Annotated in this window: 21 protein-coding genes; 13 read left to right on the top strand and 8 right to left on the bottom strand. The window is 43.0% G+C overall.

Annotated features, from left to right (window positions below):
- Nucleotides 1-73 precede the first annotated feature (73 nt).
- Nucleotides 74-949, top strand: a complete 876-nt coding sequence (locus tag ABR189_RS06195; protein WP_354659589.1) for an AraC family transcriptional regulator — start codon at nucleotides 74-76, stop codon at nucleotides 947-949.
- 29 nt (nucleotides 950-978) lie between these two features.
- On the opposite strand, the gene ABR189_RS06190 is transcribed toward ABR189_RS06195, so the two are convergent.
- Nucleotides 979-1,971 carry a GlxA family transcriptional regulator gene (locus tag ABR189_RS06190; RefSeq protein WP_354659588.1) on the bottom strand — a complete coding sequence of 331 codons (993 nt, stop codon included), beginning with the start codon at nucleotides 1,969-1,971 and terminating at the stop codon, nucleotides 979-981.
- A 195-nt stretch (nucleotides 1,972-2,166) separates the two neighbouring features.
- Here ABR189_RS06190 and ABR189_RS06185 point away from each other — a divergent pair, with 195 nt between their 5' ends.
- Entirely contained in the window at nucleotides 2,167-2,763 is a 597-nt protein-coding gene (locus ABR189_RS06185) for a dihydrofolate reductase family protein (RefSeq protein WP_354659587.1), read from the top strand.
- Between the two features lie 62 nt (nucleotides 2,764-2,825).
- On the opposite strand, the gene ABR189_RS06180 is transcribed toward ABR189_RS06185, so the two are convergent.
- The 3 genes from ABR189_RS06180 to ABR189_RS06170 all read right to left on the bottom strand — a co-directional run bounded on the left by ABR189_RS06180 (nucleotide 2,826) and on the right by ABR189_RS06170 (nucleotide 6,778).
- Nucleotides 2,826-4,406 carry a glycoside hydrolase family 26 protein gene (locus ABR189_RS06180; RefSeq protein ID WP_354659586.1) on the bottom strand — a complete coding sequence of 527 codons (1,581 nt, stop codon included), beginning with the start codon at nucleotides 4,404-4,406 and terminating at the stop codon, nucleotides 2,826-2,828.
- 162 nt (nucleotides 4,407-4,568) lie between these two features.
- Complete coding sequence (locus tag ABR189_RS06175) at nucleotides 4,569-4,841, bottom strand: hypothetical protein (RefSeq protein WP_354659585.1); 273 nt, start codon at nucleotides 4,839-4,841, stop codon at nucleotides 4,569-4,571.
- A 131-nt stretch (nucleotides 4,842-4,972) separates the two neighbouring features.
- The gene (locus tag ABR189_RS06170) at nucleotides 4,973-6,778 is read right to left on the bottom strand and encodes a cytochrome c oxidase subunit I (protein WP_435575320.1); all 1,806 of its coding nucleotides are present in this window, start codon (nucleotides 6,776-6,778) and stop codon (nucleotides 4,973-4,975) included.
- Nucleotides 6,779-7,043: 265 nt separating this feature from the next.
- Here ABR189_RS06170 and ABR189_RS06165 point away from each other — a divergent pair, with 265 nt between their 5' ends.
- On the top strand, nucleotides 7,044-9,095 hold the full coding sequence (locus ABR189_RS06165) for a TonB-dependent receptor (RefSeq protein ID WP_354659583.1): 2,052 nt from the start codon (nucleotides 7,044-7,046) through the stop codon (nucleotides 9,093-9,095).
- 7 nt (nucleotides 9,096-9,102) lie between these two features.
- Here the strand turns inward: ABR189_RS06165 and ABR189_RS06160 are convergent, their stop codons facing one another.
- The 4 genes from ABR189_RS06160 to ABR189_RS06145 form a co-directional block, all read right to left on the bottom strand.
- The gene (locus tag ABR189_RS06160) at nucleotides 9,103-9,780 is read right to left on the bottom strand and encodes an ABC transporter ATP-binding protein (RefSeq protein WP_354659582.1); all 678 of its coding nucleotides are present in this window, start codon (nucleotides 9,778-9,780) and stop codon (nucleotides 9,103-9,105) included.
- 1 nt (nucleotide 9,781) lies between these two features.
- Nucleotides 9,782-11,041: an ABC transporter permease gene (locus ABR189_RS06155; RefSeq protein WP_354659581.1), complete on the bottom strand. Its 1,260-nt coding sequence runs from the start codon at nucleotides 11,039-11,041 to the stop codon at nucleotides 9,782-9,784.
- Nucleotides 11,038-12,138 carry an efflux RND transporter periplasmic adaptor subunit gene (locus tag ABR189_RS06150; RefSeq protein WP_354659580.1) on the bottom strand — a complete coding sequence of 367 codons (1,101 nt, stop codon included), beginning with the start codon at nucleotides 12,136-12,138 and terminating at the stop codon, nucleotides 11,038-11,040. The genes ABR189_RS06155 and ABR189_RS06150 overlap by 4 nt, the downstream gene beginning before the upstream one ends.
- A 164-nt stretch (nucleotides 12,139-12,302) precedes the next feature.
- A complete protein-coding gene (locus ABR189_RS06145; protein WP_354659579.1) occupies nucleotides 12,303-13,073 on the bottom strand; it encodes a porin family protein in 771 nt (256 codons plus the stop codon).
- Nucleotides 13,074-13,177: 104 nt separating this feature from the next.
- Between ABR189_RS06145 and ABR189_RS06140 the strand changes: the two genes are divergently transcribed.
- The 10 genes from ABR189_RS06140 (at nucleotide 13,178) to ABR189_RS06095 (ending at nucleotide 23,079) form a co-directional block, all read left to right on the top strand.
- Nucleotides 13,178-14,170 carry a GlxA family transcriptional regulator gene (locus tag ABR189_RS06140; RefSeq protein WP_354659578.1) on the top strand — a complete coding sequence of 331 codons (993 nt, stop codon included), beginning with the start codon at nucleotides 13,178-13,180 and terminating at the stop codon, nucleotides 14,168-14,170.
- 71 nt (nucleotides 14,171-14,241) lie between these two features.
- Nucleotides 14,242-14,595: an MmcQ/YjbR family DNA-binding protein gene (locus tag ABR189_RS06135; protein WP_354659577.1), complete on the top strand. Its 354-nt coding sequence runs from the start codon at nucleotides 14,242-14,244 to the stop codon at nucleotides 14,593-14,595.
- Between the two features lie 282 nt (nucleotides 14,596-14,877).
- Complete coding sequence (locus ABR189_RS06130; RefSeq protein ID WP_354659576.1) at nucleotides 14,878-15,672, top strand: hypothetical protein; 795 nt, start codon at nucleotides 14,878-14,880, stop codon at nucleotides 15,670-15,672.
- 46 nt (nucleotides 15,673-15,718) lie between these two features.
- The gene (locus ABR189_RS06125) at nucleotides 15,719-16,264 is read left to right on the top strand and encodes a DUF6934 family protein (RefSeq protein ID WP_354659575.1); all 546 of its coding nucleotides are present in this window, start codon (nucleotides 15,719-15,721) and stop codon (nucleotides 16,262-16,264) included.
- A gap of 28 nt (nucleotides 16,265-16,292) precedes the next feature.
- Nucleotides 16,293-16,493, top strand: a complete 201-nt coding sequence (locus ABR189_RS06120) for a hypothetical protein (protein ID WP_354659574.1) — start codon at nucleotides 16,293-16,295, stop codon at nucleotides 16,491-16,493.
- Between the two features lie 222 nt (nucleotides 16,494-16,715).
- Nucleotides 16,716-17,123 (top strand): hypothetical protein, encoded by a 408-nt coding sequence (locus ABR189_RS06115; RefSeq protein WP_354659573.1) that lies wholly within the window; start codon nucleotides 16,716-16,718, stop codon nucleotides 17,121-17,123.
- Nucleotides 17,124-17,176: 53 nt separating this feature from the next.
- Nucleotides 17,177-17,587: a hypothetical protein gene (locus ABR189_RS06110; protein WP_354659572.1), complete on the top strand. Its 411-nt coding sequence runs from the start codon at nucleotides 17,177-17,179 to the stop codon at nucleotides 17,585-17,587.
- Between the two features lie 246 nt (nucleotides 17,588-17,833).
- Nucleotides 17,834-18,874 (top strand): linear amide C-N hydrolase, encoded by a 1,041-nt coding sequence (locus tag ABR189_RS06105; RefSeq protein WP_354659571.1) that lies wholly within the window; start codon nucleotides 17,834-17,836, stop codon nucleotides 18,872-18,874.
- 1,261 nt (nucleotides 18,875-20,135) lie between these two features.
- Entirely contained in the window at nucleotides 20,136-22,088 is a 1,953-nt protein-coding gene (locus tag ABR189_RS06100; protein WP_354659570.1) for a TM1802 family CRISPR-associated protein, read from the top strand.
- 10 nt (nucleotides 22,089-22,098) lie between these two features.
- The gene (locus tag ABR189_RS06095; protein WP_354659569.1) at nucleotides 22,099-23,079 is read left to right on the top strand and encodes a CRISPR-associated protein; all 981 of its coding nucleotides are present in this window, start codon (nucleotides 22,099-22,101) and stop codon (nucleotides 23,077-23,079) included.
- Nucleotides 23,080-23,085 lie beyond the last annotated feature (6 nt).

Genomic DNA, 23,085 nt, shown 5'->3' with positions numbered 1-23,085 from the left:
CTGTATTTTGTCCTAAAATATTTAGTTTCACCTTCTTTTAAGACAAATAAGTAGAAAATAACAGACTCCTGATATGAAAGCTGCTGTGCAAAAATCGCCCATTTCTCCCGACTGCGCCTTTGAGGTCAAATTCCTGAAAGCGCCGCACTTTGATCCTAACTGGCACTTCCATTCCGAATACCAGTTGTTCATCGTTTTAAAGGGTACCGGCACCCGGTTTATAGGCGATCATGTAACGCCCTTTCAACCAGGCCACCTCGTATTTACCGGCCCCAATATCCCCCACCTGTGGCAAAGTGACCATGAGTATTTTGAGGGAGATAAAACACTATGGACGGAAGGCATTGTAGTATATTTCCAGGAGGATCTTCTGGGGAAAGAGTTCCTGCAAAAAAAGGAGTCCTGGCAATTGCGTCAGCTATTTATCAGGTCGCAGCGGGGCATGGAAATATCCGGTGCTGCTAATCAGCAGGCTAGCGCTTTGATGAAACGGTTACTGCATACTACCGATTTTGAAAGTGTGCTCACCTTGCTGCAGCTGCTGCATGTATTATCGCACACCAGCGAATACCGGCTGCTGGCCAGCGGAGGATATACGAACCAGCTAAAAGCCGGTGATACGGAAAGGATGAACAAAGTACACGCCTATGTGATGAAGAACTTCCGGGAAAAGATCACGCTGGATGAAGTGGCTGCCATTGCCAATATGACCAGCTCTTCTTTTAGCCGTTACTTTAAAACACATGCCAATAAAACGTTCTCGGATTTTTTGACGGAAATCAGGATTGGACATTCCTGCAAATTGCTGGCGGCAAGAAAAATGGATATTTCCCAGGTATGCTATGAGAGTGGGTTTCAAACACTGTCTAATTTCAACCGGCAGTTCAAGGCGATTACACAATATAGCCCGCTGGCGTATAGAAAAAAATATGCAGACACCATGCTTTAATATCATCATGCTGCCTGCATACCAGAAAATTACGCCTGTATCCTGTTGCCGAATGCTTCGCGGTTGTATTTATTTCTGTAGTCTATCGGCGACAATCCCGTGATCTTTTTGAATACGGTTCTGAAAGACTTGGTATCAGAATATCCTACATCATACATCACTTCATTGATATTCTTGGTACTGGTTTCCAGGTGTTTCTTCGCCGCTTCTATTTTTACCCGCTGTATATATTCCACCGGGGTATTATTAGTGGCCTTTTTGAACCGTCTTTCAAAGTGCCGCTTACCGATAGCATATTTTAAGGCCAGGTCTTCCACAGAGATCCGGTCGGAAACATTATGTTCAATAAATTCCTGTGCCTTCTTTATCGGCTCATCTTCATGTTTCTTTTGTCCGTTGAACATGATAAAAGGCGACTGGCTTTTTCGGTCTATCTCTATTGCAAAAACTTTAGAGGCCAGAATAGCAGTTTCCCGGTCGGTATATTTTTCTACCAGGTATACCAGCAGGTTCCAGTAGGAACTGGCTCCGCCGCTGGAATACAGCCCTTGTTCTTCCGTAATGATCCTGCCATCTACCAAGGTTACTTCCGGAAACATATCCCGGAATTCATTGGCGGTGAGCCAGTGACTGGAGCATTCTTTCCCGTTTAATAAACCGGTGGATGCCAGCAGAAAAGAACCGATACATAAGCTCGCTATTTCAGCGCCGTTATTATATTGCTTGATAATCCACGGAATAAACTCTTTATTTATTTCTACCGCCCTTTTCAGTTCACCGCTCAGTGCAGGAATGAACACCAGGTCCGTTTTCTTTACATCTTTAAGCAACACATCCGCGTGTACAGAAAATGCCCCATTGTTCAGTTTTATCTCCTTTTCCAGTCCTACCAGCTGCACCTGAAACATGGGTGGTTTGCCCGCTGCTTCCAGGAATTCATTTACTGCGGTAAACATGTAACGCGGATCGGCAATGCTCGCCAGGATAGACTCGCGAGGCAAGAGTATGGATATGTGTTTCATACGATAAAGATAAGCATTAATAAAGTCGCAATCAACCCCTTAAGATGTCGTATTCACACACTATCAAAGCAGTTTGCCGGGGGTACATTTGCAGTACTACAGGTTTGAAATACCGGAACATATTTGGGGATACACCGGTGAATTTACCGGCAACAATTTGCCTGGGTACAGGCGTAATAGCACAGCAGGAATAGCATGAGAAAAGTAATAGTATCTATCAATGTTACGCTGGATGGTTTCATGGCAGAATCAAACGGAGCATTAGACTGGCATTTTCCTTTATGGGATAATGAGATGGCTAAATCGGCCTACCAGCAACTCAGCAGAACAGATACCATTCTGTTAGGACGGGTCACCTATCAGGCTATGGCAGCCTATTACCCGGTTGCTGGCCGCAATAAGGTATGTACCCCCAATATTGATACGGCACTGGCCAATATGATGAACAACTATCCTAAAGTAGTATTTTCCCGCACTTTACAAACGTTAGCCTGGAGAAATGCCCGGCTGGCACAGGCAGGTATTGCAGAAGAAATTGCACAGCTCCGGCGGCTTCCCGGCAAGCACCTTATGATCTTCGGCAGCGGCAGCCTGATTGCTCACTTTATGCAACTGGACCTGATCGATGAATACCTTATCTGGGTACATCCCGTCATCCTCGGAAAAGGCAATCCCCTGTTTAAAGGAATAGATTACAAACTCAACCTGAACCTTCTGAAAACCAAGCGGTTCGAATCCGGCGTAGTGCTGTTGGATTATGAAGTACTACACCACCATAAAGCGTTCGTATAAGGCAGGAGAACGGGCACTATCCTGCTATGAAGCTGTTCTGTAAGCACATAGCCACACACCCGCTATTGCAGCAGGTCCGTGAATTTTTTAAGTGAGTTTTTACTGATGCTCCAATCCGGTGCTTTAATATCTCCCCAGGCTTTGGGATTATCATATAGATTAAAATAGCAGATCCCGAAAATATGCCGGTTTTGCAGAATGGTTTTTGCCGCATCTGCCAGCCACTTATCCTGAAAATCCTCACTGCCTTTCACCCCAAATTCGGTAATAAACAACGGCTTGTTGAGAAATCGCATCCGGTAGTTCTTGCGGCGAAATATGTCCTGGAAGGATTCCTGCTGGTGAGGATCTGTAATGTTCTTATCCGGCAATCCATATATTGCGATACTGATATAATCCACTACGTCATCCCCCGGATACCAGTCGGCCGATCCCCTGTCGCCTGCCGGTCCCCACACATAGTGAATATTGCCTGTTCTGGGGGCATTAAACTTTGCAAAATAACGGTAGGAGTTGATATACTCCACCGGGTCCTGGCTTTGCCAGGCATAACGGTGAATAGGAATTTCCATTTCATGTGCCCAGCGCAGGTATACCTGCTGTTTCCCTTTAGCCAGGGTAGCATACAACCGGGCGATCTCCCTGTCGTATTTACCCTGAACGGTATTGCGTAACACAGCAGTATCTGTTTGCCCGGAAGTATCTTTCCACGGTTCCATCGTAACAATGATATCATGATGGCGCTGCATCACTTCATTAAATTTATGCTCAAACTCTCCCCGCTGAATTGCTCCCCAATCCGTAAATACATGTTCTACACGGATCTCCGGCTCAGCAATTAGCTGTTGCCTGGGATCAAATACACCTATCAGCAAATGATGCCGGGCAGGCAGCTGCGTTTTCGTATTAAAATTCCTTTCCGCATAAATGGTGGTGTTATAGACGGTTATATTTTTTGCCGCTTCGGCCACCATTTCTTTCATAGCCGCCTGGTGAATGGCTGCATTGGCAGACAAAATCAACACCGGCTTATCCATAAACCGCATCCGGTGCAATTTACGTTGTAACACATCCAGGTTTGATAAATGCAGCAGCGAATCACTACCTGCAGCCAGTTCGGAAGGGCTGTCAAAAGTGATGCTGACCGCATCCACCTCTTCACCACCGGGCCAGTATTCCGAGTCACCCGGATAACCTGCCGGTGCCCATACCAGCCGGGTATTGGGCGCTAGCTTTTTTAAACGGGCAGCAAAGTAATTGAATGCACGGATATATAATTCGGGCGACTGATACTGCCAGGGGTATTGATGTACAGGCACTTCCATATCGGGGTTCCAACGTACAAAGGTTTCCTGTCCGCTACGCGACAACACCGCTCCCAATGATTGTATATTTTCATCGTAATTACCATCCAGCATTGCTTTCAGTACATTATCATTACTTCCGGCGGCAGGCCAGGTTTCAACAGTGAGTAATAAGTAGGGGTGTGTGGAAATAATTTTTTCCAGGGAGGGTTTGTCTACCCCGGCCCCCTTTTGCCATTTGATCCGGTAATGCCATACGCTGTCCATCCCTGCCGGTGGCAATATATTCCGGGGATCGTACACCCCTGCCAGTTGTTCGGTAGCAGGATCTTCAGACACCTGTGTTTGTTTTGGCCGGACCGCAGGTTGTTTTAAATACAAAACAGTGGCAAGTAATATTAATAAAAGTAACGTTATGGCAATAAATACAACCTGCTTATGCTTCATGAGAAGAATGAGTAATCTGCATCTAAAGTACCTATTTTTTCCCGTGAAATAGATTTAGATACAGACTCCTTCCTTTTCTAATGCCTTAAATGGCCATTTACTCATCAGGTCCAGGAAAAGTGGCTTGATCTTATCAATGTAAAAAATGGACTGTTGGTCCCGGTTCTTGTTCAACTTCAGCAAACGAAAGGAGAACCGTCCGCGGGAAATATTAAAATGACCATTCTTTAAGATCTGCTGGTATACTGCAATGCCCTCCCCCATACTTGAATAATCGGCAAAACACAATGGCTTTTCCAGTGATAGGATTTCAATTCTTGTCTTCATGATTCCAGATTTTTCGAGGTGAGCAGATAGGATATACACGCTTGCGAACCAACCATAGGAGTTAAGAAGACCAAGGTAACCTAATTAATTATAGGAAACAACTTTAAGATGTTACCATATTTTCAGCGCCCTTAATGTCCTTCTAACTCTCCTTTCGACAAGGGCACTGTTTGCGGAATAAAGTCTTTACCATCCCGGCTATAATCATAAGGCCAGCGGTGTACTTCCGGAATTTCGCCCGGCCAGTTGCCATGCCCCGGATGTATGGGCGTGCTCCATTCCAGGGTAGTAGCATCCCAGGGATTGGGGGTAGTTACTTTACGTCCCTTGAAAATACTGTAGAAAAAATTATACAGGAAAAAGAACTGCGCGAAGAATGCCACAATCGCCACAATGCTGATAAAGTGGTTCAGCGGGATGAACTGTTTGAAGGATTCCCAGTTGGAATAATCATAGTATCTTCTGGGCATCCCTGCCAGTCCCTGGTAATGCATGGGCCAGAAGATCAGGTAGGCACAGATGAGTGTAAGCCAGAAGTGGAGATAGCCTATTGTGTTGTTCATATAGCGTCCGTACATTTTGGGGAACCAATGGTAGATACCCGCAAACATGCCAAAGATGGCGGATACACCCATTACCAGGTGAAAGTGGGCAATCACAAAGTAAGTATCATGCACATGGATATCAATAGTAGAATTACCCAGCCAGATCCCCGTTAATCCACCCGAAATAAAAGTGCTTACAAAACCGATGCAGAACAGGGAAGCCGGCGTAAACCGGATATTGCCCCGCCAGATGGTGGTGAGCCAGTTAAACACTTTGATGGCCGAGGGCACTGCTATCAGCAAGGTAAGCAGTACAAAGAACGATCCCAGGAAGGGATTGATCCCTGCCACGAACATATGGTGCGCCCATACCAGGAACGACAATGCTGCGATAGCAAACAAAGACCCTACCATAGCCAGGTAACCGAATATGGGCTTGCGGGAATTGATGGCCAATACTTCCGATACAATACCCATGGCAGGGAGGATCACAATGTACACTTCCGGATGGCCCAGGAACCAGAAAAGGTGCTGATATAAAATAGCGCTGCCTCCCTCATTAGACAATACCTTGCCTGCCACATACAGATCGCTCAGGAAGAAGCTGGTACCTGCATGGCGGTCCAGCAGCAACAGGATAAATCCTGACAGCAATACCGGAAAGGAAAGTACCCCCAATATGGCCGTAAAGAAAAATCCCCATATCGTAAGCGGCAGCCTGGTCATCAGCATACCTTTGGTGCGCATGTTCAGAATAGTGGAGATATAATTGATCCCTGCAAGGAGCTGCGACACCACAAACAATGCCAGGCTGGCCAGCCAGAGATCCATCCCTATTTTGGAGCCGATAGATGCATCACCCAAAGCACTTAAAGGCGGATAAGCCGTCCATCCGCCGGAGGCAGGTCCGGTTTGTACAAACAGGGAAGACATCATCACTATACTGGCCAGGAAAAAGAACCAGTAGCTCAGCATATTCATAAAGGGAGATGCCATATCACGTGCACCTACCTGTAAGGGAATCAGTAAGTTGGAGAAAGTGCCGCTCAATCCGGCAGTGAGTACAAAGAAAATGAGAATAGTACCATGCATCGTTACCATGGCATAATAAGCTTCGGGAGAAATACGTCCGCCTTTAGCCCAATGCCCCAGCAGTGTTTCCAGCCAGGGGAAGGTACTATCGGGAAAACCCAGCTGCAAGCGGAACAGCACGGAAAACAAAGCGCCAATCACTGCCCAGATCATTCCCGTGATCAGGTATTGTTTGGCGATCATTTTGTGGTCCATGCTGAACACATACTTCGAAATAAAGCTTTCTGTATGATGTTCCGGGTGGGTTGCTTCGTGAGATTGTTCAATTGTACCGGCAGCAGCTGCGGCTGCGTGTTCCATTTCAGTATTGCTCATAGCGGGAAGGTTTTATGTCCAGCACTTCCAAAAGAAGGGTGAGCCGCTAATTCTGTGCCACTTCACCGGCTCACAGCTACGGTATTTGATTACCGATAATAAAATGAAGAGGGTCTTAGAATTGATAGGTAAACATAACACTATCTGATTACTTTCAATGGTACTTTTCAACGATTATTTGGTAATAATTCACTCCTATCCACTGCTATCCTATTTCCGGGGTATATATATAATGTTATATTTGTTCCTTATGTCAATCAAATATCTCAGCAGTTGCCTGCTATTCACACTGGCAACCGCCACATTATATGCACAGGAAGACACTACCCATCAGTTGAAGGAAGTGGAAGTAAAATCCTATCTCACCCCACAATCCATGCAACGGGTGCCTACAGCAGTAAGCGTACTGCTACCTGCACAACTGCAATTACAGCAAGGCAATACCCTTTTACCCGCCTTAAATACGGTACCGGGTATACGTATGGAGGAGCGTTCTCCTGGTAGCTACCGGCTATCTATCCGTGGTAGTTTACTCCGCTCCCCATTCGGCATCCGTAACATCAAGGTATACCTGGATGAAATGCCCCTGACAGATGCAGGCGGCAACACCTATCTGAACCTGATAGATGCTGCTGCCATTCGCCAGGTGGAAATATTAAAAGGTCCGGATGGTAGTCTTTTTGGCCCTAATTCCGGTGGGGTGATACGCTTTCAGCTCACGCCATCCACTACAGATACGGACCGGCTGCGGGTACAACTGCAAGGCGGCAGCTATGGATTGTTTCATACCAGTGCAGCTTATCAGCACCAGGGAAAGAATTATCAGTTCCAGTTATTCCAGGGATACCAGCGCTCCGATGGCTACCGGCAAAATACTGCGCTGCGACATTCCTATACACAAACCGTACAACAATGGCAATACAGACCAGGCTATCAGCTTAAACTGCTGGCTTTTTATACGGACCTGGCTTATCGTACCCCCGGCGGGCTCACGCTGGCACAAAGCCAGGCCAATCCTAAAGCCGCCCGCCCTGCTACCAATACATTGCCTGGTGCAGTAGAACAGCAGGCGGGCATCAAAAACCGGACACTGCAAGGCGCTATCGTGCATGAAGCACAATTCAGCGACCGCCTGAAGCATGTGATCACCTTATTCAGTGGCAACACCCATTTCGAAAATCCTTTTATTACCAACTACGAAGCCAGGGATGAAAATACCACCGGCTTACGTACGTATCTGCAACTGACAGACAATCAATCTGCTGCAGCCCTCCACTGGCAATGGCTGGCAGGCGTAGAAGCACAGCGAACCTCTACGGATATTATCAACTACGGCAACCGTGCAGGCAAAAGAGATACTGTACAGGCGGCCGACCGCCTCCTGACACATCAGCATTTTTTCTTTACCCGGTTTTCTGCAGATATTCATCAGCGCTGGCAACTGCAAGGGGCCATCAGCCTGAATTATTACCGCTATTCCTTTGATCAGCACGGACAAATGAAGGTGGCCTTCTCTCCGCAACTCATGCCTCACCTGGCCATGTCTTACCTGTTCAATCCTGCACTCACCGGACGGATTACCGTAAGCCGGGGATACTCTCCTCCTGCTACTGCGGAAGTAAGACCTTCTGATAATATCATCAATACTTCCCTCCAGCCGGAAACCGGCTGGAATTTAGAAACCGGCCTCCGGATAACTCCAGCAGCGCAACGTTACAGTATAGACCTGTCCGTATTTCATTACCGCATGCAAAATGCGATCGTCAGAATGCTAAGGGATAATGGGAATGAGTTTTTCCTGAATGCAGGCGGTACCAAACAAACGGGGATAGAATTACAGGGCATGGTATGGCTGCAGCAACCCAAAGCACACGGCTTTATGCGGGGCATACAACTCACCCCTAACTATACGTACAGTCATTTCCGTTTCGGGAAATATATCACCGGCGGAAAAGACTTTTCGGGCAACCGTCTCACAGGGGTACCCCAGCATATCATCGCAACCGGATTACTCCTGCAAATGGCGGGGAACATCTCTTTCTACGCTTCGCATAATTATACCGGCGATATTCCCCTCAACGATGCCAGTACCGAATATGCACCAGGTTATCACCTGGTACAGTGCAAAGCCAGCTGGCTGATCCCAACCGGTAAAAAGTATAAGATCACTTTGCAGGCAGGGATTAATAATATTCTGAACGAAAACTACAGCCTGGGCAATGACCTGAACGCGATGGGCAACCGGTATTACAACCCTGCTCCGGGACGAAATTATTACGGGGGTGTTTTATTTGCCTTGTAAGGTATGTTTATTTAACAATCCGGCCATCATCCATTTCAATAATCCGGTGCGACCGGGCGGCAAAGTCCGGATCATGGGTTACGATCAGCAGGGTTTGTTTAAATACTTCCGCCAGTTGTTTAAAGATATCAAATACCATCTGGCCGTTCTTTTTATCAAGGTTACCGGTAGGTTCATCCCCCATGATGATAGCCGGGTCATTGATCAGTGCACGCGCAATGGCTACCCGTTGTTTTTCGCCCCCTGATATCAGGTTGGCCCGTTTATGTGCCAGATGATGTACATCCACCATTTTCAGTTTTTCCATTGCCCGGTGTTCTACTTCTGCTGCTGTGTATTTGCCTAGTTTCAGCCCGGGCAGCATCACATTTTTCAACACAGAGAACTCGTTCAACAAATAGTGAAACTGAAATACAAAACCGATCTTTTCATTTCGGATGCGTGCCAGTACCGCTTCTTTTCTACGCGTCATTACTTCCTGATCTATCAGCAGCTCCCCTTCATAATCTGTATCCATGGTGGATAATATATACAGCAAAGTAGATTTCCCACAACCTGATCTGCCTACCACCGTCACAAATTCACCTTTATCAACAGTAAAGGTGATATCCTTCAGTACCTGCCACTGTACAGGATCGTGAAAGCTTTTGTTGATATGCCTGGTTTCCAGGATAACTTCATTCATATTATTTCCCCCTGATAATGATAACTGGATCTATTTTACTGGCTTTTCTGGCAGGGAATAATCCTGCAAAGTAGGTGGTGAGCAGAGAAAAAGCTATCCCGATCAGGTAATACACCGGGTTATAATTAACGGGATAGGTGGTAATGGTAGGCAACGCCGTTGTTTTAAACGGCACCTGGTCTATGCCGGCAGATACCAGGAATCCAAACAACAGGCCGGACAAGCCTCCTGCCATACCAATACTCAACGCGATAACCAGGAAGATGCGTTTCACATCTTTTCCTGCAAAACCAGTAGCTTTCAAAATAGCGATTGTATCCATCTTTTCATAGATCATCATGTTGAGAATATTGTAGATACCAAAACCTGCAACGATCAGCAGGGTAATACCCACTGCATAAGAAATAAGGCTGCGGATAAAGCTGCCGGTTTCATACTGGGAGTTAGCCGTTTGTATATCTTCTGCATCTGTCTGGAATATTGTTGCATATTGCTTTGCTATCTGAGGCGCCTGATTAATATCCTTCAACTTGATCTGTATATCTGTAATGTAGTTATTGGCTTTCCCCAGCATTTTTTGTGTGGTACCAATTGAGGCATAGCTCTGTCCCCTGTCAAAATCCTGTAAGCCAGACTGAAAAAAGCCCACCACCTTTAATGATATACGATTACCCTTTGCCGTAGTAATTTGTACTACATCGCCAATATCTGCCAGCAGTCTTTCTGCCAGTGCTTTTCCCAGAATAATGCTATTGGCCACATTCTTAATATCCATAGCATTGCCTGCGATCACATAGTCCTGAAAATGAAACAAGCTACTTTCTGCGGCCACATCAATCCCATTTACCACGCCGGTGATATCAATCGTACCATCATTAAAAAACACCTGTGCCGTTATTTTAGGTGCAAATCCTGCCACCTGTTTGTCTTGCCGGATGGCCTGCATGATAGCACCACTATTGTAGATCTCCTGCCGGCTGTTGACAGATTTTACAGAGCTGATAAAGTTATAGGCATTTTTACCTCCCCGCACCTGGTTAATAGGTTGATGGGCATTAGGCTTAATTTCATTATACAAGCGGATATGGGGAACGCGGTTGATTACCAGCCCATCCAGCAAATCATTGAGCCCGGTCATAAATCCCAGCAAAGCAATGAACATGGTAATACTGAACATTACGCCAATAGCCGCTATCAATGTCTGGCGCCATCGTGCCAGCAACAATGATCTTGCAATACTAAAGATGAGTTTCAGGTTCATGGCATGGGTTTGACGATAATATCCTCTGCTGATAGTCCGCTGAGAATCTCTACTTGCTGATAATCCTTTACTCCTGTAACCACCTTTCTCCTTTGCTTACCGGGTAATATTACATAGGAGCTATCAGTTAAATAACTTCTGGGAATGGTTAAAGCTTTTTCCCTGGACTGAATGATGATATTGGCTTCAGTGGTCAGGTTAGGGTATAATACAGGGGGGCTGGTAACAAAAGTAGCTTCCACTGTAAACGTCCTCGAGCTTTCGTTCATAATGGGATTGATCTTAGATATTTTCCCTTCAAACACCTCCCCTTTGTAGCTATCCATGCTAAAAAATACTGGTTGTGACAGTTTTAGTTTTACGATATCATATTCATCTACCTGTAATTCGAGATAAAAGTCACGGGCGTCTCCGATTACGGCAATAGGATTTTGCGGTGTAACAAGTTCACCCTGTTCTTTCATAATATCATATACCTTTCCATTGATATCACTTTTAATAATATAATCATTGGCGATAGTGGTACTGATCTCCAGGTTTTTACGGGATTGACGGGCCGTAAAATCCAGTTGCCGTTGCAGGTCCTGGTATTGCAGTTGAGCAGAGCTATAAGCAGTAGCAGAGTTTTTGGCGGCCAACTCTCTTTGTTCAAGTTCATTGAGTGAGCCGATTCCCTGCGCCCAGAGTTTTCTTTGCCTTTCCAGCAACTGGGCATCATTTTTCATTTTGCTTTTGGCCAGTTCTATTTGTATGCTGAGTTCGTTCAGTTTCTCTCCATTAACGTTCTCTTTGGCAAATCGTTCTGCCAGCCTGGCATTTTCCGTATTCAGGGCTGCCGTTTCGCTTACAATTTTCAACAACGGTGTACCTTTCTTTACCGAATCTCCTTCTGTAACGAATATTTGTTGGATCAGCCCATTTACTGTGGTAAACACTTTATACTGATGGGCGCTTTTAACAATCCCGGATGCATATACCGATTCCGTAATATCTTTTATCTCCGGGGTTGTTTGTTCCTGCTTTGGGCTACAGGATGTCCATAAAATAATTATCAGCAGATACCTGAAAGAAAGTTTCATCCCTTTTAATCTTAGCATATTCCTGCAATGGGTCCATTAAAGAAACCGTCTTCAAATATACGACAGTACATCTTTCCTTCCTGCTACCCGTACATAAAAAATACCTGTTTGTACCTAAGATAGGTACAAACAGGTATCCCTATTTTTCATTTCTTTTCACTGCATCTATTAAGCAGACTGGTTTATTTACGCTGACAGATCTGGAAAGCATATCCCAGTACTACTACCGCAGCGCCGGTATTATTCTTCCCGTTCACATCATCTTTCTGGATATTTATAAAGCCGTAGTTACCGCCTGCTTCCAGGAAGATACTGTTACGGCCTGTTTTGTAGGCCAGTCCCACATGGCCGCTTAACCCGGCGTTGGTGGTATTCAGCTTGTCTTTAATATCCTCTGTCCGGTCGAATGACGCATTGGGCACCAGTTGTTGTGTATGTGCATCGTCCAGATAAACAGCGCTGTTGCCGCTGGTAATATTCTTTGCCCCTACTACAAAGCTGGCAAAAGGACCCGCTGCTACGTAGAGGTCAAAACGGGGGTTCAGCTCAAAGCGGTATTTAGCCAATACCGGGATCATCAGATAGTTGATCTTTGCCGTACTTTTGTAGTCGGCGTACAGGTATTTCGGTATCGGGCCACCCTGGAAATAAGGCAGCATTTCGTCAGGAGGGGTAAAGGCCTGCTTGCCATTCTTTTTACCACCCTGACCGGAATACTCCAGCTGCGGCTGAATAGAAAAATGCCTGGACACATGAAACTCGGCATGTACGGCAAAGTCGGCCCCCAGCCTGGAGCTGTAGCCACTATTGATTGGATTATCAGAAGCGCCAGCCGTAAGATTCGGAATACTCAAACCACCTTTCACCCCCAGGTCCACTTGTGCCTGGGCATTGGAAAGATTCAAGAATAATAAGAGCGAAAAAGGAGCCAATAACCTGAAGGTTGTTTTCATATTCATAGCATAGTTTAGTTGGATGTACAAAGCTACACTATAATAAGACACTGTTTATTTATTTTCTTCATGAAATTTTGACGACCGCTAATTATATTTATCATATGAAATACGTGTCTGTTTTAATCCCCGAAGGAGATATCAGCCTGAGCAATGTAGAAGGTGTTCATCACATCTTTACGGAGGTGAACAAACTGCTCAGGAAAAGCGGGAAGTATCCTTTGTTCGAATTGCAGCTGGTAGGCAAGCGAAAGAATAATCTGCTGAAGGAAGATTATTTCAGCATACACCCCAACCGGCTTATCACAGAGCATTTCAAAACGGATCTGCTCATCATTCCTGCCCTGCATACCGACATCATGAAAGTGATGGACCAGAACAAAGACCTGCTTCCCTGGATTGTGGAGCAGCACCGGCAGGGTACGGAGATCATGAGCATCTGTACCGGGGCCTTTTTACTGGCAGCTACAGGGCTGCTTTCCGGGAAAAGTTGTGCTACCCACTGGATACACGCCGAAGAGTTCCGGGAAATGTTTCCCGATATCAACCTCCTGAAAGACGAGATTATGACGGATGAAAACGGGATCTATACCAGCGGTGCCGCCTTTTCCTATCTCAACCTCATGTTGTATATCATCGAAAAATATACTGACCGGGATATCATGATCTTCATCTCCAAAGTGTTCGCCATCGACACCAACCGGCATAAGCAATCCCAGTTTATCATCTTCCAGGGGCATAAGCATCATGAAGACAACGCTGTGTTGCAGGTACAGGAGTTCATTGAAGACCACTATCACCAGAAGATCACGGTAGATGAGCTGGCGACACTGGTATCGCTGGGCCGGAGAAACCTGGAACGCCGGTTTAAGTTAGCCACCACCAACTCCGTAGTAGAATATATTCAGCGTGTAAAAATGGAAGCGGCGAAGAAGATGCTGGAAAGCAAGATGAAAAGCATCAGTGAAGTAATGTATGCCATCGGCTACAATGATTCCAAGGCTTTCCGCGACGTGTTTAAACGGATTACAGGTATGTCGCCACTGGAATACAAAAGCCGGTTTAACAAGAGCCTGGGTAATTTAATTACCAAATAAAACATGTCGCATTTTTACAATTCCGGGAAAGGGTATTCTTTTAGTTTTACATTGTAAACTAAACACAAGAGATGATAAGTATCCAGACATTCAGGACTATGGCGATGTCGTTTCCCCAAACGACCGAATTGCCGCATTTTGAAAAAACCTCCTTCCGCGTCAACAAGAAAATTTTTGCTACCCTTTCCGAAAAGGATAAAATCGCCTGTTTGAAATTTTCTGAGATAGATCAATCCTCCTTTTGCGCTTATGATCCTGCTATCATTTATCCTGTACCCAATAAATGGGGTAAGCAAGGCTGGACTTTTATTGTATTGGCCAAAATAAAAAAGGAGATGCTGCTGGATGCCCTCACCACCGCCTATTGTGAAGTAGCCCCCAAACACCTCGCCCAGCCATTTCTGGACGCCAGGGAACAATTGTAATCATTTCCTGCTTTCTTTATGCTTTCCCGCCACCAGCGGGGCTATCATTGGTGTTTTTATACCTAAACCCAGTATAGGCTTACGTTAGGTTATGGATAAGGTATACATAAAGTATAGATAAGGTATACATAAGGCATAGATAAAGTATCTATAGTTTTTAATACCTTATCTATACTTTATCTACATTTCATATAGAAGTTAATTATATCTTATCCTTAATTATGATTTTTATTTAAATTGCCTATGTACAGCCCCAATTATTAATGTTATAAAATTTCATCCATGGCAGTGTTAAAGAATGCGGTCCAGTTTACAGGTAGTCTTAGCGGCCTCTCGGCCTATACTATGAAAGGTTTTGATAAAATCATCTTTCGCACCAAAGGAGGCGCCTCAAAAGAACAGATTAAAAAATCTCCCAATTTTGAACGCACCCGGGAGAATTATACAGAATTTAGTGGATGTGCTAAAGCAGGCAGCAGTATTCACCGGGCACTGTTTCCTTTAAAGCATCTGGCAGATCATAATTTCATGCCTACCCTCAGCGCGCTTGCCAAACGCATTCAACTGCTGGACAAAGCAGGGAAAAGAGGGGAACGTTCTATCCTCTTTTCGCAACACCGGTATCTGTTAGAAGGATTTCACCTAAATAAAAACACCACGCTAGATAATGTAGTCAGACATCCGATCTATTGTTCGATTGATCGTGCTACTGCCAGTGCAGCCATACAACTTCCCCGACTGATACCACAGGTAAATTTGTTTACACCAGGACCATATCCCTTCTACCGGTTTATTATCTCCCTGAGCATTATTACAGACCTCCGCTTTAATGGCACTGATTTTACTGCCCTCTCTTCCACGACTCCGCAAGTAGCATACCTGTACACCGAATGGCATCCTGCACGTCAACCTTTTGAAGCGCAAACACTGGAAATCAGTATGGGCTTACAGGAAGCCCTATCCGATAACAAAACCTTACTGCTAGCTGCAGGCATAGAGATGGGACTACCGGTAACGAACCTACTAACGGAGGGTGCCGGAGAAGGTGGTTGTGCGAAGATTTTAGGGGTAGGATAAGTGAAAAGACAATCAATAATTACTATCCTGAACATATCTCAAGTAAATGATTAAGATAAACTTTGACGAAATATTTGAGCCGATTGAAGTAACTCCGGACCTGACGGGAATGAAATTTTACTCGATACTAAAGAATGGTGATCAGGTTTTATTGAAAGTCGAGATCAAATCATTAGCAGACCCATTACTCCCCAATGTATTCAACCTGGCATTTGGTCCATCAGATGAGGAGGAAAAAATAGATGATCAGGTCAAATTAAATCACTCAGATATCAATAAGATGTTTTCAACCATTTTATTATTCAGTTTGACCTTTTTAAAAGTCAACCCCTCTGTTAAAATTGGTATTGATGGTTCAAATGATGTCCGTGCTTATTTATACCATAGGATGTTTCTCACAAATAAAAATTACCTGAATGAATTCTTTGTGACAATTGGAGTAGATTGGTATGTCCGTTTGCTAAGAGATGGCACAGTGGAAAGAGATCATCAAGGTTTGGCTTTTTTCAAACCTAAACCAGAACCATTTGATTATCAACGAACAGCAATAGACCTTTATCGTTATTACATGTTCCTTTTAAGGCCTAAATAATTCCTGAAAAATTCTTAATTTTGCTATTATGAAAGAAAGTGTTCAACATAAGATAGATCACATCATGCAACTTGCGGCTACCTCTATTAAGGCAAGCGATTTTAAGCATGATGAATCAACTTCCCGTGTTAATAACGACAGCCTTTCTATGTCAATCAGAAATGAAGCAGAAGCAAACCTTTTTCTCACAGAACTAGATGCTATAGTAAAGGCAGAACAGCGTAAATAGTTTAAATTACTTTATAAATGAAAAAAGCCGGTTCCTCTGAACCGGCTTTTTTCATTTATACCCTTTAAACATTGCTTAAATGTAACAGCGATAATATTTTAAATTGTCTTGTAATACTGATGGTTGTGCGAAGATTTTAGGGGTAGGATAAGTGAAAATAAAATGTATCTTGCGGTTTACATTGTTAACTTATTTTCATTAAACGAAACCATCTATCTCTGTATGAAGAAATTATTATTATCAGCAGCCGTTCTGTTTTTTTTCGGTGCTTCTGTTATCCTAACCACGATGAGCTACCAGAAAGAAGCTAAAGCAGAATCTCCTATCGTCTATGCACCACTTACCTTGTACACTAAAGATGTAAGAGGACAATCTTCTGAAATCTGGCTGATCGCCAATAATGACATTACCAAACAGCAAAAAATTAACATCACGCTCCCCGCCGGGCAATTAATTGCTCCCCAGGCTAAACTGGACAGGGATGCTTCACGTGTTGTTTTTGTTACGATGGATGCTAATGAAAAAGAAACCGGTATTTATTCCTGTACTATTACAGGCAGTGACGTCAGAAAAATTGCAGACGCACCTACCGGTACCAACAACGGGATTACATTACAGGATGCTTACTAAGGCAGCATGTATTTGTTAACTAGTTTTCATTAAACGGCATCATCTATCTAAACATGAAAAGATTATTATTATCCGGCATCATTTTATTTTGCTTGAGTGGCATACTCTTCTTAACTCAAATGAGCTGCAAAAAAGAAAGTAAGGCTCCTCCTGTGATCCCTCCCAGGATAGAGGTTACTTTACATAGCAACGACGTCAGGGGACAATCTTCCGAAATTTGGTTAACCACCAAACAAGATACCCTTACACACAAAAAGCTAAACATTACCTTACCGGAAGGACAGTTGATAGCGCCCCAGGCCAAGCTGACCAAAGATTACGCCGGTATTGTTTTTGTTTCCATGAACGCCGATGAAAAAACAACCGGCATTTATTATTGTAAGCTAGATGGATCGGGATTAAAGAAAATCGCGGATGCACCTACAGACGCAAATAGCGGGGTTACCTTGCAAGGGGTTTACTAATGCCTGTTAAATAATAAGTAAAAGAAAAAAGCCGTAGCTCTTTCCATAAAAGCTACGGCTTTTTCACAAAACCATGATAACAAATACAGACCGTACCGTTACTTTTCTTTATATTTATAGGACTATGAAGATTATATTTTAATACTCAGAAAACCATACCCTATTTTTAATTGTTATTCATTCTTCAATATTGTTTATAATACTGCTTCGTTACCCAAGTCATTCACCTATTAAATACAAGATATCATGAAGTATTTCTTCCCTTTTTTTGTACTGGCATTACTTTTTATTCACCAGGAAACGCAATCCTGCACCAGAGTAGTATATAAAGGGCCTAATGGCACCATTATAACCGCCCGGAGTATGGATTGGAAAGATGATATTGCCGCTAACCTATGGGTATTTCCCAGGGGAATGGCCAGAAATGGAGAAGTAGGTCCCCAATCCTTGAAATGGACATCAAAATACGGCAGCGTAGTGGCCAGTGCCTGGGATATTGCAACAACAGACGGCTTAAATGAGCAGGGTCTGGTAGCCAATGTACTATGGCTGGTAGAATCCAACTACCCAAAATTCAATCCCGCCGGTACCAAACAAGGGATTGCGATTTCGGCCTGGGCACAATATGTCCTGGATAATTTTGCTACCGTAAAGGAAGCTGTGAATGCATTGAAAGACGAACCGTTTGTGATAGTAAGTGATTACATTCCAGGCACCCAAAAGTTTACCACCCTCCACCTGTCTATTTCAGATGCCGCTGGCGATAATGCCATATTTGAATATATCAATGGTAAACTGGTGATCCATCACGATCCTTCGTATACTGTAATGACCAATTCCCCCGTATTTGAGGAACAACTGGCCTTAAACAAATACTGGAAAGGTATTCCCGGCACCATTATGCTACCCGGTACCAACCGTGCCGCTGACCGGTTTGTGCGTGCCTCTTATTATATCAATGCTATCCCACAAACGGAAGATACCAGGACGGCAGTAGCCAGCGTGTTCAGTGTGATCAGAAATTGCTCTGTACCTTTTGGCATCAGCTCCGAAACAGAACCCAACATCTCCTCCACCCGCTGGAGATCTGTAGCAGATCAGAAAAATAAAGTCTATTATTTTGAAACGGTGCTAACCCCCAATACCTTTTGGGTAGACCTTAAAAAATTCAATTTGCAACCAGGCGCCAAAGTCATGAAACTGGATCTGAAAGCGTTCTCTACCTTCAATGGCTTGTCGAATGCCAACTTTAAACCGGCTGCTCCGTTTAAGTTTATGGGGATTTAAATCACAATGGGCTTTGTTCCTATTCTACAGCAAAATATGATTTATAAAAGCGGCTACCTTTATTGGTAGCCGCTTTTTCGATAATGAAAAGCTAGTATTTTTCTCTATTTTCATAACTATCATTTTCATACATTGAGTGATTGCAACTGCTAACTGTAGTTAATAACCCACTGAACAGGTATAACAACATTAAATACATTCCGCAATTATCTATGACCACCAGAAAATTCTTACCCTATATAATTACAACAGCTATATTATCGTTCAGTTTTTGGATTACAATGATAATCCCTAATAAGACCTTACATTATTCTTTGGGACTTTACACTAGCCCACAAAACATTTCTACTTACAAACTTCTTCTCCAAAGAGATTTGTTTACTTATGGATTGGTCTGCACTTTGTGTGCTATCAATTTGTTTGAAAGACTGACAACTAATGACAGTAATTTCCTGGCACGTACGTTAAAATCTCTTCTTACCATCATCCTTACTTATCTTCTCGGTGCAGTTTTTTATTACTTACTTGGCAGCCCCAAAGTTTGGTGTATGTACTATTATTATAGTGGCATCCCGGCGAAATTGTTCAGTGGGTTAACAATTGTAATAACCTTGTTTGGATTAATCATCACGGAGCTGCTATTGTTGTTTGTGAAGGGGGGAAAAGCTAAAATATCATCCTATATGGCTAAAGCCTAAAAAAATGTATTCATACCATAAGAATTAGCAACACCATTACAACAAATTACATATCAACGTTTTACGACCACGTCAAAAATAAATTTTAATAGCTGGAATAAAAAACGTTATCTTAGTATTAGAACCTCAACCACGTACAATATCTATCTAATAAAATTATAACAAAAGAAATATTGAAACTTAGAAAGATGATGTACTAATACCTCCACTTATAATAAGGATTTCATTAAAAAAGATCCAGCCTGTTAACAAGTTAGAATCACTATGACAACTGGGTCTTTTATTTTTTAAAACAAAAATAATGGCAAGGGCAAAGAGAAAATTTAGTAATCCTTCTCTTGAAGATGGAGGCTTAGGTTTGCTTATCAACAAGCCCCTACACTGCAATTGCATTACGCCGCCTGAAGTCGACAAAGATGATCCGAACAACAGGTGTTGTGCAACTTGTGGAGCACGTTTATTACCTTAAATCATCTAGGAAATTCAATTCATCAAAAATAATCTCTTTTGTTTTTATGCGATGATCTTCTTAATATGCAATGCAAATCAACCAAAACCCTACTATGATATTAACCCTATCCCGCTTAGGTGAGCACTTAAGCTATGATCAGGATGAATGGTCCGATATTATTGATACTCCCAAGATTGATCCCGATAAAGACAACCTGGTAGTAACCCTTGTTTTCAACATAGATGAACAATCTATCAGTGTGGCTGTTGCCCAAAAATATGATCAGCAATCTCCCCGCAGATATAGAAATGTTTCTATTAAAGGGGGAAATAATAAAGCATCTTATGTATGCTGTGAAACCAACAAGGTTGCACAGATAGAGAAAACACTTTTTGGCAAAGTGGACAATAAAGGGAAAGAGCCTGTCAAAGGAGAATTTCTGGAGTATATAACTACCAAATTCCCTTCTCTCAGTACCACGCTCCTAGGCCAGGTATTAACGCCGCTTTTTAATTTCAGGGAAATGTTCCTGGAAGCGCAATGGAATCTGCCGGAAACTATTTACAGCAATCTTTTAGGAGAGGATTATAAAAAAAGTAGCCCTCATACTAAGCTGATATTGGTATATGCTGCTGTGGTAGCAAAAGATTTAGGCATAGCAGTCCCTACTCCCCTGTATGAATTAGATGGGTTTGATGAATTTATCCGCCTGGACCGGTTTACCAAACCGGTAAGTGAAACTAAAAAGCTAAGCTATGCAACAGGTATGCTGAAAGAAAATGTAATCAGTGTAGCATTCCCTAACAGGTATAGCCTGAATTACATGTTTGTGGAAACTACCCTCAATTATGCAGCAGGCTTTAATAAAAATAATTTTCATCAAAATTACCAGCTCAATTCGGAAGAACAGCTATACCTGGAACGAGCATCAGATTATCTTTTAAAGCATCAGCAAATCAGTATAGCCGGGATCCCTCATTGTATCATCCCGCAGTTTCCGTCGTACAAACCGGCCAACTTTACGAATGTGCTGGAATCCTGTTATAAAAAGTCAGAGTTATTATTTCAGCCCAAAAATTTCGAGTATTCCCTGGCAGCTTTTGAAGACCAGATTGATGAAGGAGAAATTTACTGGCTCAATTTCCTGGCATTTGAATCTGATGGCAATTCGTTTAAAACGATCAACCTCATTAAAGATGTGTCGAAAACACATTTTGAGAAGGTGTTAAGTACTTTAAAAAAGGTAGACAGATTCTTTGATACACTAGACTTTGCAGTAAATTGGGAGGATGTAATGAGTGATTATCAAAATAAAGAGAAAAAGAGAGTGCCGTTTAACTTATATACTATTTACCAACTCATCCCCCAGCGTAAAGACAAAGAAAAGAAGAATGAGGCCCTGGTCCTCTTTAAGTCGATACTTGAACAACGTAAAATTGCACCACAAATATTATTTGAACATTTTACTGAGCTTATATTATGTCATTATTATAACCGATATGAAGCATATAAAAATGTAAAGCGATTTGGAGAAAATGTATTTGACCTTGCTGTTCGGGATGCAGTATTTAAATATTTATCCATATTTACTACATTAAGCCACCTTAAACTTTTAAATCAGATGGAAACAACCAATCAGCAAGAACTTGATGACATAGAAGAGATAGTAGATACAACTAGCCTTGAGGAAACAACTACTCTTACAGAATATCAACAAAGAATTGAATCCTTTTTTGAAAGAATGAATTACGTTGATTATCAAAAGGCATTGTTTTATTTGGGAAGAATGCTTAGTACTGTAACTTCTATTCAACGTGAGAAAAAAAGAACAGTGCTGGATAAATTGAATTTTAATGGAATGAAAAGGAATGATATTGTTAGGCTAAGGGAAGCTTTAATAGAAAAATCCAAACAATATAAAGGGCTAAACAAATTAATTTTTAACGATGGTAAATTCCTGAGCTTCTTCGATTATAATAATTGGAATATTAACCCGAAAGAAGCACTATTCTTTATCCTAAACGGCTATTCTTTTGGTACCACCATAAAAAAATCACAAAACTAAATCCATAAAAATGTCTATTGTACAAAACAACTCCGATTTCCTATTCCTGTTTGATGCCACCTTATGTAACCCTAATGGTGATCCTGACCAGGAAAACAAACCCAGGATGGATTATGACACCAAAACCAATCTGGTAACAGATACCCGCCTGAAACGCTCTATACGTGATTATCTGAAAGCGGATGGTGTAGAAATATTTGTGGACATGGAAGGTGAAAATAAAGTAAGCCCAGCCACCAAGCTGCAGTATGTGATTGACAGGACCCTGAGCAATGAGGCCGATCTGGACCTGCTCTTCCAGGAAAACAGCATGTTAAAAGCCACTTTCCAGGAACTGATAAAAGCCCAAAAAGACAAAGAAAGTATCTTTAAAGCACTGGCTGGCAGCAAAAACCAGGAGCTTAATCATTATATTCTGGCACAGTTAATCAAGCAGAAGTTTGTTGACATCCGGATGTTTGGCAGCGCCTTTGCCGTAGGAGGATTTACCAAAGCATATACCGGTGCCATTCAGATTAACTGGGGCTATTCCCTTCATGAAGTAGACCTGGTAGACAGTAATTCTATCGTGACCACCATGAACGATGGCAGCAGTACTTTCGGAAAGGACTACCGTTTACACTATAGCCTGCTGGCATTTAATGGTACCATAAATAAATATGCCGCACAATCTACCAGTCTTACGGAACAGGATCGTGATACCTTCAGGGCTGCCGTCTGGAATGCGGTTTCAGCCAATCCCACCCGCTCCAAACTAAACCAATACCCTCAGTTATACCTGGAGATCGTCTATAATGACGGTTATTCAAATGGTTATTTTGGTGATCTGAGAAAGCATATTACAGTTACTCCCAAAAAAGAGAACGTAAGAGGCATGTCGGACTTAACCATTGACTTCTCCCACCTTAAACAACTGATTACGGAAAACACCGGTAGTGGCAAAGCCATCAAAACCACTTTTTCCAAAACCCATCCTGCCATCAATTATTAGAAATGC

Source organism: Chitinophaga sp. H8 (assembly GCF_040567655.1).
GTDB classification, from domain to species: domain Bacteria; phylum Bacteroidota; class Bacteroidia; order Chitinophagales; family Chitinophagaceae; genus Chitinophaga; species Chitinophaga defluvii.
This window is presented reverse-complemented; position numbering and strand designations above follow the sequence as displayed.